This window comes from Stenotrophomonas rhizophila (assembly GCF_007667275.1).
GTDB lineage: Bacteria > Pseudomonadota > Gammaproteobacteria > Xanthomonadales > Xanthomonadaceae > Stenotrophomonas > Stenotrophomonas maltophilia_AE.
This window is the reverse complement of record NZ_VDQT01000001.1, coordinates 661,162-674,042: the sequence shown is the minus strand read 5'-3', so window position 1 is coordinate 674,042 and position 12,881 is coordinate 661,162. Positions and strand designations below refer to the sequence as shown.

Genomic DNA, 12,881 nt, shown 5'->3' with positions numbered 1-12,881 from the left:
CCCCGCAAAAAACTGTTGCAAAGCAACATTTTGCGCGACGTTCAATGCTTCTCGCGTTGCCACCGGGAGCCAGTCGTACAATGCGCGACATTGCCTACACGTTGCCGTGCGCTCCCTTGAAGAAGTCCGACTTCCATTACGACCTCCCCGCTGAACTGATCGCCCAGGCCCCACTCGCCGAGCGCTCCGCCAGCCGCCTGATGGTGGTGCCGCAGGCCCCCGGCGCCTTCGAACACCGCCAGGTGCGCGACCTGCCGTCCCTGCTCAACCCCGGCGACCTGCTGGTGTTCAACGATACCCGGGTGATTCCGGCCCGCCTGTTCGGGCAGAAGGCCAGCGGCGGGCGGGTGGAGATCCTGATCGAGCGCCTGCTCGGCGGGCAGCAGGCGCGGGCGCAGGTGGGGGCGAGCAAGTCGCCCAAGCCCGGCAGCCGCATCGCGCTGGATGCCGGTGGCGAGGTCGAGGTGCTGGGGCGCGACGGCGAATTCTATGTGCTGCAGTTCCACGTGCCCGAGCCGCTGGAGCAGTGGCTGCTGCACGCCGGGCGCCTGCCATTGCCGCCGTACATCCAGCGCGAGCCCGGCCTGGACGACCGCGAACGCTACCAGACCGTGTTTGCCCGCGAAGTGGGGGCCGTGGCCGCGCCGACCGCCGGCCTGCACTTCGACGAAGCGCTGCTGGCGGCACTGCAGGACAAGGGCGTTGGTTTCGGCCACGTCACCCTGCACGTGGGCGCCGGCACCTTCCAGCCGGTGCGCGCCGATGACCTGAAGGACCACGTCATGCACCGCGAATGGCTGAACGTGGGCGCCGAGCTGGTCCAGCAGGTGCGTCGCACCCGCGCCGCCGGCGGGCGCGTGATCGGGGTGGGCACCACGGTGGTGCGCGCCCTGGAAAGCGCGATGCGCGAGGGCGAACTGCTGCCCTATGCCGGCGAAACCCAGATCTTCATCACCCCGGGCTACCGGATCCGCAGCGTGGACGCGATGGTGACCAACTTCCACCTGCCGGAAAGCACGCTGCTGATGATGATCTCGGCGTTTGCCGGGCAGGCGAGGGTGTTCGAGGCCTACCGGGCGGCGATCGAGGAGAAGTACCGGTTCTTCAGCTATGGCGATGCCATGTTGCTGTTCCCGCAGGCATGACGCCGGATGGGCTGCCCCGGCACGTCCAGCCGCGCCCGGGTCGGTTTTAGGCGATAATCGAGGATTATTTGCCCCCGATTCCGCCCCGATGTCCCGACTCCAGTTCCAGCTCCAGACCACCGACGGGCGCGCCCGCCGCGGCCGCCTGACCTTCCCGCGCGGGACGGTGGAAACCCCGGCGTTCATGCCGGTCGGCACCTATGGGTCGGTCAAGGGCATCCTGCCGGAGCAGATCCGCGCGCTGGGCGCCGAGATCATCCTGGGCAACACCTTCCACCTGTACCTGCGCCCGGGCCTGGACGTGATCGCCGACCACGGCGGCCTGCACGGCTTCGCGCGCTGGAATGGGCCGATCCTGACCGATTCCGGCGGCTTCCAGGTGTTCTCGCTGGCCCACCGTCGCAAGATCACCGAGCAGGGCGTCACCTTCGCCTCGCCGACCGACGGCGCCCGGGTGTTCCTGGGCCCGGAGGAGAGCATGAAGATCCAGAAGGTGCTCGACTCGGACATCGTGATGATCTTCGACGAATGCACCCCGTACCCGGCCACCGAGCCGGTCGCGCGGACCTCGATGGAGCTGAGCCTGCGCTGGGCCCAGCGCAGCCGCAACGCGCACGACGAACTGGGCAATGATGCGGCGCTGTTCGGCATCGTGCAGGGCGGGGTCCACCACGACCTGCGCAGCCGCTCGGCCGAGGGACTGCAGCAGATCGGCTTCGACGGCTATGCGATCGGCGGCCTGGCGGTGGGCGAGCCCGAGCACGAGCGCAACGCGATGCTCGACCACATGCACCCGATCCTGCCGGCCGACCGCCCGCGCTACCTGATGGGCGTGGGCCGCCCGGAAGACCTGGTCGAAGGCGTCGCCCGCGGCGTGGACATGTTCGACTGCGTGATGCCGACCCGCAATGCCCGCAACGGCCACTATTTCACCTCGTTCGGCACGGTGCGCATCCGCAACGCCCGCTATGAGCGCGACATGGACACCATCGAACCGGGCTGCGGCTGCCACGCCTGCACCAGTGGCTACACCCGTTCGTACCTGCGCCACCTGGACCGCTGCAACGAAATGCTGGCGCCCATGCTCGGCACCATCCACAACCTGTACTACTACGAGAAGCTGATGGCCGACATGCGCGCGGCCATCGCGGCGGGAACCTTCGAGGCCTTCCGCGAGTCCTTCTATGCGGCCCGGGGCATGGCCACGCCGTCGCTGTAAGCGGCCGGCCAGGCCCGGATCCGGCGCGCGGACCCTGCCAAACGGCCCAAGGACGAAGTCCCGGGGGCGTGGCATACTTCGCGGCTGACCCCTTTTTCGCGGCGACACCCGACCCCATGTGGGGAAGGGCGCCTCCCAACCCTAAGGACACACCATGAACCTGATCGCCTTCCTGATTCCCGCCGCCCACGCCCAAGCCGCCGGTGGCCAGCCGCAGGGCATGGGCCTGACCACGCTGCTGTTCCCGATCATCCTGATCGCGATCATGTACTTCCTGATGATCCGCCCGCAGATGAAGCGCCAGAAGGAACACAAGGCGATGCTGGAAAAGATCAAGATCGGCGATGAAGTGCTCACCAACGGCGGCATCGCCGGCACCGTCAAGGGCATTGGCGACAACTTCGTCACCATCGAAGTGGCCGACAACGTGAACATCCGCGTGCAGAAGGGCGCCGTGGGCAACGTGCTGCCGACCGGCACCCTGAAGTCGGCCAACTGAGCCACTCCCTTTCCGAAGCACAACCGCGGCGCCGGGAATGGCGCCGCGCAGGAACCTGGCAATGCTTGAATTTCCACGCTGGAAATACGTCGTCATCCTGATCGTACTCGCGCTCAGCGCGCTGTACGCTCTGCCCAACATCTACCAGAAGGACCCCGCCGTCCAGATCACCGCCAACCGTGGCGGGCAGGTCGATGACGCCCTTCGCGAGCGCGTCCTGGCCGACCTGAAGGTCGCCGGCATCGCCCCGATCGGTGTGGACAGGGAAGGCGAGAGCCTGATCGTGCGCCTGCCGGACCTGCAGACGCAGGCTGCGGCGAGCGCCAAGCTGCGCGACAGCGTGGGCGAGAACTACACGGTGGCCCTGAACCTGGCCTCGACCGTGCCGGACTGGCTGCAGCGCCTGGGCGGTCGCCCGATGGTGCTCGGCCTGGACCTGCAGGGTGGCGTGCACTTCGTGCTGCAGGTGGACCAGAAGGCGGCCGTCGACAAGCGCATGGACGCCTACGCCGAAGACGTGCGCGGCACGCTGCGCGAGTCGCGGGTACCGTTCCAGTCGGTCGAGCGTCGTCCCGACAATGCCATCGTGGCCACGCTGAGCCCGTCCACCGACGACGCCGCCGTGGAGCGTGCCCGCCTGGCCCTGGCCAAGGCGCAGCCGACCCTGGGCTACGACGTGTCCGGCAAGCGCATCACCGTGACCATTCCGGAGACCGAGCTCAGCCAGATCACCAACGGTGCCATCGAGCAGAACATCAACACGCTGCGCAACCGCGTCAACCAGCTGGGCGTGGCCGAGCCGATCATCCAGCGCCAGGGCGCCGACCGCGTGGTCGTGCAGCTGCCCGGCGTGCAGGACACCGCCGAAGCCAAGCGCATGATCGGTGCCACTGCCACCCTGGAATACCGTGCGGTGGTCGATGGCAACGCGCAGGACGCGATCGATTCCGGTCGTATCCCGCCGGAGGCCAAGGTCTACCAGCGCCGTGACAGCGGTGGCCCGATCCTGCTGAACAAGCGCGTGATCGTCACCGGCGACCAGATGGTGGCCGCGCAGGCGGTCAACGATGCCACCACCGGCACGCCGTCGGTCAGCGTGACGCTGAACAGCGTCGGCGGCCAGCGCATGTTCGATTTCACCAGTGCCAATGTCGGCAAGCCGATGGCGGTGGTGTACACCGAGCGCGTGCCGACCGTGACCCTGGTCGATGGCCAGGAAGTGCGCAGCTTCCGGGTCAACGAGGAAGTGATCTCGGTCGCCAACATCAACGGCGTGTTCGGCAAGAACTTCCAGACCACCGGCCTGGAGAAGAAGGAAGCCGAAGACCTGGCCAAGCTGCTGAAGTCCGGCTCGCTGGCCGCGCCGATGGACTTCGTGGAAGAACGCGTGGTCGGTCCGAGCCTGGGTGCGGAGAACGTGGAGCGCGGCATTACCGCGGTGATCTACGCCTTCCTGTTCACCCTGGTGTTCTTCACCGTGTACTACCGCATGTTCGGCCTGATCACTTCGGCCGCGATGCTGTTCAACCTGCTGATCGTGGTCGCGGTGATGTCGCTGTTCGGTGCCACCATGACCCTGCCGGGCTTCGCCGGCCTGGCGTTGTCGGTGGGCCTGTCGGTCGACGCCAACGTGCTGATCAACGAACGCATCCGCGAGGAACTGCGTGCGGGCGTACCGGGCAAGACCGCGATCGTGACCGGTTATGAGCGCGCCAGCGGCACCATCCTGGACGCCAACCTGACCGGCCTGATCGTGGGCGTGGCCCTGTTCGCGTTCGGTACGGGCCCGCTGAAGGGCTTCGCGCTGACCATGATCATCGGTATTTTCGCCTCGATGTTCACTGCGATCACCGTGTCGCGCGCCCTGGCGACGCTGATCTACGGTCGTCGCAAGAAGCTCCAGAACGTGGCCATCTGACGGGACGACTCGCACAATGAAACTGTTTCCGCTGCACATCCTCCCGAACGACACCAAGATCGATTTCATGCGCTGGCGCCATGTCGCCATGGCGGTCACGATCGCGGTGTTCCTGGCCTCGGTTGCCATCATCGGCATCAAGGGCTTCACCTTCGCACTGGACTTCACCGGCGGCACCCTGATCGAAGCGCGCTTCGATCGGCAGATGGACGTCGAAGAGGTCCGCTCGCGGCTGGAAGCCAATGGCTTCGAGGGCACCCAGGTGCAGAGCTTCGGTGGCAACACCGACGTGCTGATCCGCCTGGCCCCGCACGGCGAACATGCACCGGGTACCGGTGCGGCCAGCGCCGAGGACAAGGCCACCGGCGACGCGGTACTCAAGGCGATCACCACCAGCGAGAACCCGGCCACGATCCTGCGCAACGAGTTCGTGGGCCCGCAGATCGGCAAGGACCTGGCGTTGAACGGCCTGTACGCCACGATCTTCATGCTGGCCGGCTTCCTGATCTACATCGGCTTCCGCTTCGAATGGAAGTTCGCGGTCACCGCGAGCATCGTGGCGCTGTTCGACCTGCTGGTGACGCTGGCCTACATGTCGCTGATGGGCCGCGAGTTCGACCTGAACCTGCTGGCCGGCCTGCTGTCGGTGATGGGCTTTGCCATCAACGACATCATCGTGGTGTTCGACCGCGTCCGCGAAAACTTCCGCAGCCTGCGTGCCGAGCCGCTGGAAGTGCTGAACCGCTCGATCAACCAGACGCTGTCGCGTACGGTGATCACCGCGGTGATGTTCTTCCTGTCGGCACTCGCCCTGTACATGTACGGCGGCGCCTCGCTGGAAGGCCTGGCCGAAACCCACATGGTGGGCGCGGTGATCGTGGTGCTGTCCTCGATCCTGGTGGCCGTACCGATGCTGACCATCGGCTTCCTGCGCGTGAGCAAGCAGGACCTGCTGCCGAAGGCGAAGGACATCGAGGCGCTGGAGCGCCGTCCGTAAGGTGTTGCCGGGCCGAGTCCGGCACCCAGGATGACGAAACGCCGGGCATTGCCCGGCGTTTTCGTTTCCGTACCGGGGCGTCGGTTGTGCTGCCTGCCCGCGCGCACTACGATTTCCGGGTTGCGTGCGGCCGTTCCCGTGGCCGCGCCGTTCCTATCGAGGTCTTCATGGTCATCAAACCGCGTGTGCGCGGCTTCATCTGCGTCACTACCCATCCGGTCGGCTGCGACGCGGCCGTCAAGCAGCAGATCGAGTACATCCAGGCGCAGCCGAAGATCCAGAATGGTCCCAAGCGCGTGCTGGTGCTGGGCGCGTCCACCGGCTATGGCCTGGCCGCGCGCATCACGGCGGCGTTCGGCAGCGGGGCGGCCACGCTCGGAGTGTTCTTCGAACGCCCGGGTACGGAAACCAAGCCGGGCACGGCAGGCTGGTACAACTCGGCGGCGTTCCACAAGTACGCTGGCCAGGCCGGGCTGTACGCCAAGAGCGTGAACGGCGATGCGTTCTCCGATGAGGTCAAGGACAAGGTCATCGAGCTGATCCGGCAGGACCTGGGCCAGGTCGACCAGGTGGTGTACAGCCTGGCCGCGCCGCGCCGCAAGCATCCGAAGACCGGTGAGGTGATCAGCTCGACGCTGAAGCCGATCGGTGCGCCGATCACGCTGCGCGGGCTGGATACGGACAAGGAAGTGATCACCGAGACGACGATCGAGCCGGCCACGCCGGAAGAAATCGCCGGCACGGTGGCGGTGATGGGCGGCGAAGACTGGCAGATGTGGATCGACGCGCTGCTGGCGGCCGGGGTGCTGGCAGAAGGCGCCACCACCACGGCGTTCACGTACGTGGGTGAGGAGATCACCCAGGCAATCTACTGGAACGGTTCGATCGGGGCGGCGAAGAAGGACCTGGACGAGAAGGTGAAGGGCATCCGTGCCAAGCTCGCCCCGATTGGCGGCGACGCGCGCGTGTCGGTGCTGAAGGCGGTGGTCACCCAGGCCAGTTCGGCCATCCCGACCATGCCGTTGTACCTGTCGCTGCTGTTCAAGGTGATGAAGGAACGTGGTACGCACGAGGGCTGCATCGAGCAGCTTGATACGCTGTACGACATCCTCTACGGCGGCAAGGAAAGCGGCGCGGCGGCCGATCGCCTGCGCCACCAGCTGCTGGCCGATGGCCGCACGGTGGAGCTGGTGGACGAAGCCGGCCGCCTGCGTGCGGACTACAAGGAAATGGCGCCGGACGTGCAGAGCGAAGTGGTCGCGCTGTGGCCGCAGGTGACCAATGAGAACCTGTACGAGATCAGCGACCTGGCCGGCTACAAGGCCGACTTCCTGCGCCTGTTCGGCTTCGGCGTGGAAGGCGTGGATTACGAAGCGGACGTCACTACCGATGTGGCCATTCCGGACCTGGTCGATATGACCTGAGTCTGGTCTGCTGAAAGGCTGAAAAGCAAAATGCCGCCCGGTCTGGGCGGCATTTTCGTTTCGGGGTTGGCGAGTAGGGCAGCGCCTCCATCCCTACGAGGCTGCCCGCCAACCGACCCCGCGGATGGAAGATCAAGATCAACAGCAGCGACGCAGGGCGTCGCTCTACGGGGTAGGGTCGGTTCCCGAACGACTGCCGATCAGGCTGATCCGCACGGTAACGCATGACCCAAAACGCAGAAGGCTTCGCTTTGGATACTGCTCCCCCAAGGCCACCAACCAACCGTCAAAGGGTCGGCGGGGGTGGGTTTGCGGGACTGTAGAAAACATGGATGTTTTCTACAAGCCCCCATGGATGGGTTAACGGCGTGTCCCGCAAACCCACACCCGCCGGCCCAAAACAGTGAAACCGCAGGCCCCTGCTTTTGCTGTCAGCAATCAACCAAAATCAAAGTTCATCGCAGGCGCGGCAGGCCCCACGAACTCGCCCTGTACGTAATCGACCCCGGCACTGAACAGCAGGCTCATCGAGTTGGCGTCGGCGACGAACTCGGCGATGGTGCGGATGTTGGCCTCCTGCGCGCGCGTGGTGATCTCGCTGATCTTGTCCGCGTTCTCGCGGGTGCGGGCGAAATCGCTGGTGAAGTCGCGGTCCAGCTTGAGGAACTGCGGCTGGAAATGTGCCAGCAGCTGGAACGAGTCCAGGCCCGAACCGAACTGCTCCAGGCCCAGACGGCAGCCCAGCGGCGCCACGTCCGCCAGGAACTGCTGGGCATTGCGCAGGTGAGTGAACACCTTGGCTTCGGGTGCGTGCAGCCACAGCCGCTCGCCGGGAACGCCCTGGGCTTCCAGCTCGCGGCGGATCGTCGCCACCATCTGCGGGTCGTTGAACGACTCCGGAGTGATCTTCACCATCATGTGCGTGGCATGGCCGGCACGCGCGCGCTGGCCGAGAACGCCGATCGCGTGCGCCACCACCCAGCGGTTGATGTCGCCCAGCAGGCCGTGCTCCTCGGCAATCCCCAGGAAGGCGGTCGGGCTCAGCAGTTCGCCGTTGTTGTCCAGGCGCAGGTAGGCCTCGTACAGCTCCAGCGGTTCACCACCCAGGTTCAGCACCGGCTGGTAGTGCAGCTGGAAGCCGTCGCCGGCCAACGCCTCGTTGATCCGCGCCACCCAGCGCTGGATGCGTTCTTCTTCCACCCGGTCCACCGCCGCAGGGTCGAAGATCCGGCTGGTGTTGCCCAGTTCCGATGCCGCCTGCTGGCATTCGGTGGCACGCGCCAGCACCTGGCCGACGCTGGCGATCTTCTCGCCCACCTGCACGCCGCCGATGCTGACCGTCACCGTGGCGGAACGCTCGCCGATGCTGAACACCTGCGAGGCGAAGGCTTCGCGGATCTGGTCGGCCAGTGCTTCGGTGTCCGCGTACGCGCCTTCGGTCAATACCGCCAGGCTGTGCTCGCCGTACCGGGCCACCTGGGCGCGGTCGCCGACCGTGTCGGCCAGGACCTTGGCCAGCGCCGCGATCAGCGCATCGGCCGAATCCAGCCCGATGTCGGGCAGCAGGCGTGCGTAGTGGTCCGGCTCCACCAGCAGCAGGCCGAAGCGGCCTTCGCTGCGACCGGCCTGGGCCACCGCGTTTTCCACGTGCAGCATGAAGGTCTGGCGATTGAGCAGCCCGGTGACCTGGTCGCGCTGGCGCAGGTCCTCGACCTCGCGGGCCAGCTCCGGGTCGAGCTCCATGCGGCGGCGGAACACCACCTGCAGGCAGCTTTCACCCTCGTAGGTCGCCGGCGTGAACTCCATGGTGGCGGCAAACACCGCCCCGTCCTGGTTGCGCGCGTCCACCTGGTACTGCGGCGGCGGCGCTTCGCCCTTGCTGAGCGACTTGAGCAGCTGCTTGAAACCGTCCACGTGCTGCGGCGCCACCATGTCCAGCAGCGAAATGCCTTCCACGTCGTCGAACGCCTCGTACCCGAACATCTCCAGGTAGGCCTCGTTGGCGCGGATGTGCATGCCTTCATGGACGTAGGCGATCGGGTCGCGCGACGAGGCGATCAGCGCGTCGCAGCGGCGCTCGGTTTCGCGCATCTGCGCTTCGATGCGGCGCAGGCCGCGGCGCGCGTGCAGGTCGGTCCACTCGTTGCGGACCACCGCCAGCAGGTGCTCGGGGCGATTGCGCAGGGCCACCGCGCGGACGCCGTTGGCGCTGGCTTCCACCCATTCCGATTCGTTGATCGACTCGGCCAGCAGGATCATCGGGATGTCCTTGCCGCTGGCCGCGATCTGCTGGGTCACCTGCAGCAGCGGAATACTCTGCGCGGGGGCGGCCAGGACCAGGTCGATCGGCTGGCTGCCGATGATCTGGGCCAGCTCCCCGGCGTTGTTCGGGCGCGCCGGGCGCACCGCGATGCCGCTGTTGCGCAGCATGCTGACGATGGTTTCGGCGTTCTCGCCGCTGTCATCCACGATCAGCAGGCGGACGGTGATGTCATTCGCGTTCTGCATTCACTACTCCCCGTACTGCGAACTTGATACACGATGCGTGTGACTTCGTCCATGCCGGCGGCGGCCGCCGGTCACGGAATGTAAGGACGGCTAGACCACCTGGCCGGCCGCGTGGCCGCTGGCCCAGGCCCACTGGAAGTTGTAGCCGCCGAGCCAGCCGGTCACGTCCAGGACCTCGCCGACGAAATGCAGGCCCGCCACCAGCTGCGACTCGAACGTGCTCGACGATACCCTGCGGGTGTCCACGCCCCCCAGCGTGACCTCGGCGGTACGGTAGCCTTCGGTGCCGCTGGCCACCAGCGGGAAGTCCTGCAGCAGGGCCGCAGCCTGGCGCAGCTCGCGCTCGTCGATCTGCCGCACCGGCCGGTCCGGCAGCCAGTGCTCGCACAGGCGCAGCGCCAGCCGTCGCGGCAGGACCTCGGACAATACCGTGCGCAGCTCGGCCGCGCCGCGCTCGCGTTTCATCGTGCGCAGCCACTCTTCGGCATCCTGGCCCGGCAGCAGGTCCAGGCGCAGGTCGTCGCCAGGCTGCCAGAACGAGGAAATCTGCAGGATCGCCGGGCCGCTGATGCCGCGATGGGTGATCAGCATCGAGTTGCGGAATTCCACGTCGTTGCAGCGCGCCGCCACCGGCAGGGCGACCCCGCTCAGGTCGTGGAAGCGCTCCTGGTGCCTGCCGCTCAGGGTCAGCGGAACCAGCCCGGCACGGGTCGGCAGCACCTCATGGCCGAACTGGCGGGCCAGCTCGTAGCCGAAGCCGGTTGCGCCCAGGCTGGGAATCGACAGGCCGCCGGTGGCCACGACCAGCGAGGCGGCGTGGAAATGCCCCTGCGTGGTGTGGACATGGAAGCCATCGGCGCCGCGCTCCACCTTCTCCACGCTGCAGTCGGTACGGATCTGGGCACCGGCGGCGGTGCACTCGTCCACCAGCATGCGCACGATCTGCTTGGAGGAGATGTCGCAGAACAGCTGGCCCAGTTCCTTCTCGTGGTAGGCGATGCCATGCCGCTCCACCATCTCGATGAAGTTCCAAGGCGTGTAGCGGGCCAGCGCCGACTTGCAGAAATGCGGATTGGCCGACAGGAAGTTGGCGGGCGTGGTGCCGGTGTTGGTGAAGTTGCAGCGGCCACCGCCGGACATCAGGATCTTCTTGCCGACCTTGTTGGCGTGGTCGATGACCTGCACCATGCGCCCGCGCCGGCCCGCGGTCAGCGCGCACATCAGTCCGGCAGCGCCGGCGCCGATCACCAGGACATCGCAGCGGATCGTCGTCATCGCCCGGGCTCAGGCCTGCGGCTTGCGCTTGCGCCAGGTCGGAGTGACGGTCAGGTGCGCCGTGTCGGACATCAGCTGGACCTCGCCATCCTGGATAAGCACGCTCCAGTTCATCGTGCGCTCGATCTTCGAGCCCCATTCGGTGACGAACTCGCCCGGCAGGTCCATGACCTCGAGCAGCGACAGCTTGTTCAAAGCGGCACCATTGCGCTTCCACCAGGTGTCGGTGAGGTGGCTGCTGCCATACATCACCAGCTGCACCGCGCGGGCGCGCCCGCTGGCCTTGCGCAGGCGCGACTCATCGGGTTGGCCCAGCTCGATCCACAGCTCGATGTCGCCGGTGTAGTCCCGGCGCCAGAGGTCCGGCTCGTCATCCACGCTCAGGCCCCGGCCGAATTCGAGCCGGTCGTCCGCGTTCAGCGCGAACGCCAGCAGCCGCACCATCAGGCGTTCGTCGGTCTCGGAAGGGTGCTGGGCCAGGGTCAGGCTGTGGCTGGCGTAGTAACCGCGGTCCATGTCGCTGATCTGCAGCTCGGCCTTGCGGATGGTGGCGGTGAGGGCCATGGGGGTACCGTAAACAAAGAGCGCCATGATAATGCGTGGGCCATGCACCCGTCCGATCCAATCCACGGCCACGTTGCCGCCAGTCGCCTGCAGCTCGCTCCCGGTCCGTGGACGTGCCTGCTGGACGGGCTGTGCGCGCGGTTTCCGCAGGTCGACCGCGCCCAGTGGCAGGACCGCTTCGCGCGCGGGCGTGTGCTGGACGGGCAGGGCAGGGCGCTGGCGGCCGACGCGCCGTGGCGGGTGGGCAGCGAGATCCAGTACTTCCGTGAGGTGGCCGACGAAGCGGATATTCCCGCCCGCGAGGCGATCCTGCACCTCGACGACCACCTGCTGGTGGCCGACAAGCCGCATTTCCTGCCGGTGACGCCGGCCGGGGGATACGTAAGGCAGACCCTGTTGGCGCGCCTGGTGGCCCGCACCGGCAACCCGGCACTGGTGCCGCTGCACCGGCTGGACCGCCTGACGGCAGGCCTGGTGCTGTTCTCGACGCGTGCGGAGACACGCGACGCCTACCAGCGGCTGTTTCGTGAGCGGCGCATCGACAAGACCTATGAAGCGCTGGCCCCGGCCTTGCCCGGGTTGGCCTTTCCGCTGGAGCGGCACAGCCAGCTGGTGCCCGGGGAGCCGTTCTTCCGGATGGCGGAGGCACCGGGCGCCCCCAACGCCCGGACCCGGATCGAGGTGATCGACGCCAACGGGCCGGAGTGGCGTTACCGGTTGCACCCGGAAACCGGCCGCAAACACCAGCTGCGGTTGCACATGGCCGCGCTGGGCGCCCCGATCCGCGGCGATGACCTGTACCCGCAGTTGCGGCCGCCGGCGGCAGGAGCGCCGGAACAGCCCCTGCAGCTGCTGGCGCAGGCGCTGGCGTTCAAAGACCCCCTGACCGGCCACCCCCGGCGATTCACCAGCCAACAGACCCTCGACCAGGCAGCGTAGAGCCACGCCCTGCGTGGCTGCGCGGGGGAACCTGGCCCCAAGGGCAGCCACGCAAGGCGTGGCTCTACGGCCGGAACACGCCCGCGTCCAGCATTCTTTAGGGTCCTCTCGCTCCCCGTTTTGCTGAAATTAAGTCTGGAAATACATGAATAGGGGCATCCAATTCGTGTACGATTCCCCAATCCCTTGTCCTGTCAGGCGGGACGGGGGAGATGGCTGAATCACGTGGCTATCGCTTTTTCGGTAAAAGGCGAGTATCGTCCCCCACACTGTGTTTGCTAGGGTCACCGTGAATCGTGGCCTGGTGCAGTTGATCTCACGATCCGCTCATCGATCCGCTTTACCAACGCCTGCAACTCAGTCTCGGCCCCGATCTCCGGCGGCCGCGATTAT

10 protein-coding genes are annotated in these 12,881 nt (G+C 66.8%); 7 read left to right on the top strand and 3 right to left on the bottom strand.

Annotated features, from left to right (window positions below; all coding sequences use genetic code 11):
• Positions 1 to 116 precede the first annotated feature (116 nt).
• The 6 genes from queA (at position 117) to fabV (ending at position 7,202) form a co-directional block, all read left to right on the top strand.
• Positions 117 to 1,145 carry a tRNA preQ1(34) S-adenosylmethionine ribosyltransferase-isomerase QueA gene (gene queA, locus FSZ13_RS02755; RefSeq protein ID WP_145478522.1) on the top strand — a complete coding sequence of 343 codons (1,029 nt, stop codon included), beginning with the start codon at positions 117 to 119 and terminating at the stop codon, positions 1,143 to 1,145.
• Between the two features lie 88 nt (positions 1,146 to 1,233).
• A complete protein-coding gene (gene tgt / locus FSZ13_RS02750) occupies positions 1,234 to 2,364 on the top strand; it encodes a tRNA guanosine(34) transglycosylase Tgt (protein WP_145477893.1) in 1,131 nt (376 codons plus the stop codon).
• 154 nt (positions 2,365 to 2,518) lie between these two features.
• On the top strand, positions 2,519 to 2,863 hold the full coding sequence (yajC, locus tag FSZ13_RS02745) for a preprotein translocase subunit YajC (RefSeq protein ID WP_070206534.1): 345 nt from the start codon (positions 2,519 to 2,521) through the stop codon (positions 2,861 to 2,863).
• Positions 2,864 to 2,924: 61 nt separating this feature from the next.
• Complete coding sequence (gene secD, locus FSZ13_RS02740) at positions 2,925 to 4,781, top strand: protein translocase subunit SecD (RefSeq protein ID WP_145477892.1); 1,857 nt, start codon at positions 2,925 to 2,927, stop codon at positions 4,779 to 4,781.
• Between the two features lie 16 nt (positions 4,782 to 4,797).
• Positions 4,798 to 5,778, top strand: coding sequence for a protein translocase subunit SecF (gene secF, locus FSZ13_RS02735; protein WP_145477891.1), 981 nt, complete (start codon positions 4,798 to 4,800; stop codon positions 5,776 to 5,778).
• A 167-nt stretch (positions 5,779 to 5,945) separates the two neighbouring features.
• Positions 5,946 to 7,202 (top strand): enoyl-ACP reductase FabV, encoded by a 1,257-nt coding sequence (fabV, locus tag FSZ13_RS02730; RefSeq protein WP_145477890.1) that lies wholly within the window; start codon positions 5,946 to 5,948, stop codon positions 7,200 to 7,202.
• Between the two features lie 438 nt (positions 7,203 to 7,640).
• Here fabV and FSZ13_RS02725 read toward each other — a convergent pair whose 3' ends face one another.
• From FSZ13_RS02725 to FSZ13_RS02715, 3 genes are all read right to left on the bottom strand, one after another.
• Positions 7,641 to 9,710, bottom strand: coding sequence for a GGDEF/EAL domain-containing response regulator (locus FSZ13_RS02725; protein WP_145477889.1), 2,070 nt, complete (start codon positions 9,708 to 9,710; stop codon positions 7,641 to 7,643).
• A gap of 90 nt (positions 9,711 to 9,800) precedes the next feature.
• Entirely contained in the window at positions 9,801 to 10,985 is a 1,185-nt protein-coding gene (locus tag FSZ13_RS02720; protein ID WP_145477888.1) for an NAD(P)/FAD-dependent oxidoreductase, read from the bottom strand.
• Between the two features lie 9 nt (positions 10,986 to 10,994).
• The gene (locus tag FSZ13_RS02715) at positions 10,995 to 11,549 is read right to left on the bottom strand and encodes a YaeQ family protein (RefSeq protein ID WP_145477887.1); all 555 of its coding nucleotides are present in this window, start codon (positions 11,547 to 11,549) and stop codon (positions 10,995 to 10,997) included.
• Positions 11,550 to 11,591: 42 nt separating this feature from the next.
• Here FSZ13_RS02715 and FSZ13_RS02710 point away from each other — a divergent pair, with 42 nt between their 5' ends.
• Complete coding sequence (locus FSZ13_RS02710; protein ID WP_145477886.1) at positions 11,592 to 12,488, top strand: pseudouridine synthase; 897 nt, start codon at positions 11,592 to 11,594, stop codon at positions 12,486 to 12,488.
• Positions 12,489 to 12,881 lie beyond the last annotated feature (393 nt).

Coding starts and splice junctions, on each gene's coding strand:
- FSZ13_RS02710 (WP_145477886.1), top strand. CDS start 11,592: ATGCACCCGTCCGATCCAATCCACGGCCACGTTGCCGCCAGTCGCCTG.
- secF (WP_145477891.1), top strand. CDS start 4,798: ATGAAACTGTTTCCGCTGCACATCCTCCCGAACGACACCAAGATCGAT.
- yajC (WP_070206534.1), top strand. CDS start 2,519: ATGAACCTGATCGCCTTCCTGATTCCCGCCGCCCACGCCCAAGCCGCC.
- secD (WP_145477892.1), top strand. CDS start 2,925: ATGCTTGAATTTCCACGCTGGAAATACGTCGTCATCCTGATCGTACTC.
- FSZ13_RS02725 (WP_145477889.1), bottom strand. CDS start 9,710: ATGCAGAACGCGAATGACATCACCGTCCGCCTGCTGATCGTGGATGAC.
- FSZ13_RS02720 (WP_145477888.1), bottom strand. CDS start 10,985: ATGACGACGATCCGCTGCGATGTCCTGGTGATCGGCGCCGGCGCTGCC.
- FSZ13_RS02715 (WP_145477887.1), bottom strand. CDS start 11,549: ATGGCCCTCACCGCCACCATCCGCAAGGCCGAGCTGCAGATCAGCGAC.
- tgt (WP_145477893.1), top strand. CDS start 1,234: ATGTCCCGACTCCAGTTCCAGCTCCAGACCACCGACGGGCGCGCCCGC.
- fabV (WP_145477890.1), top strand. CDS start 5,946: ATGGTCATCAAACCGCGTGTGCGCGGCTTCATCTGCGTCACTACCCAT.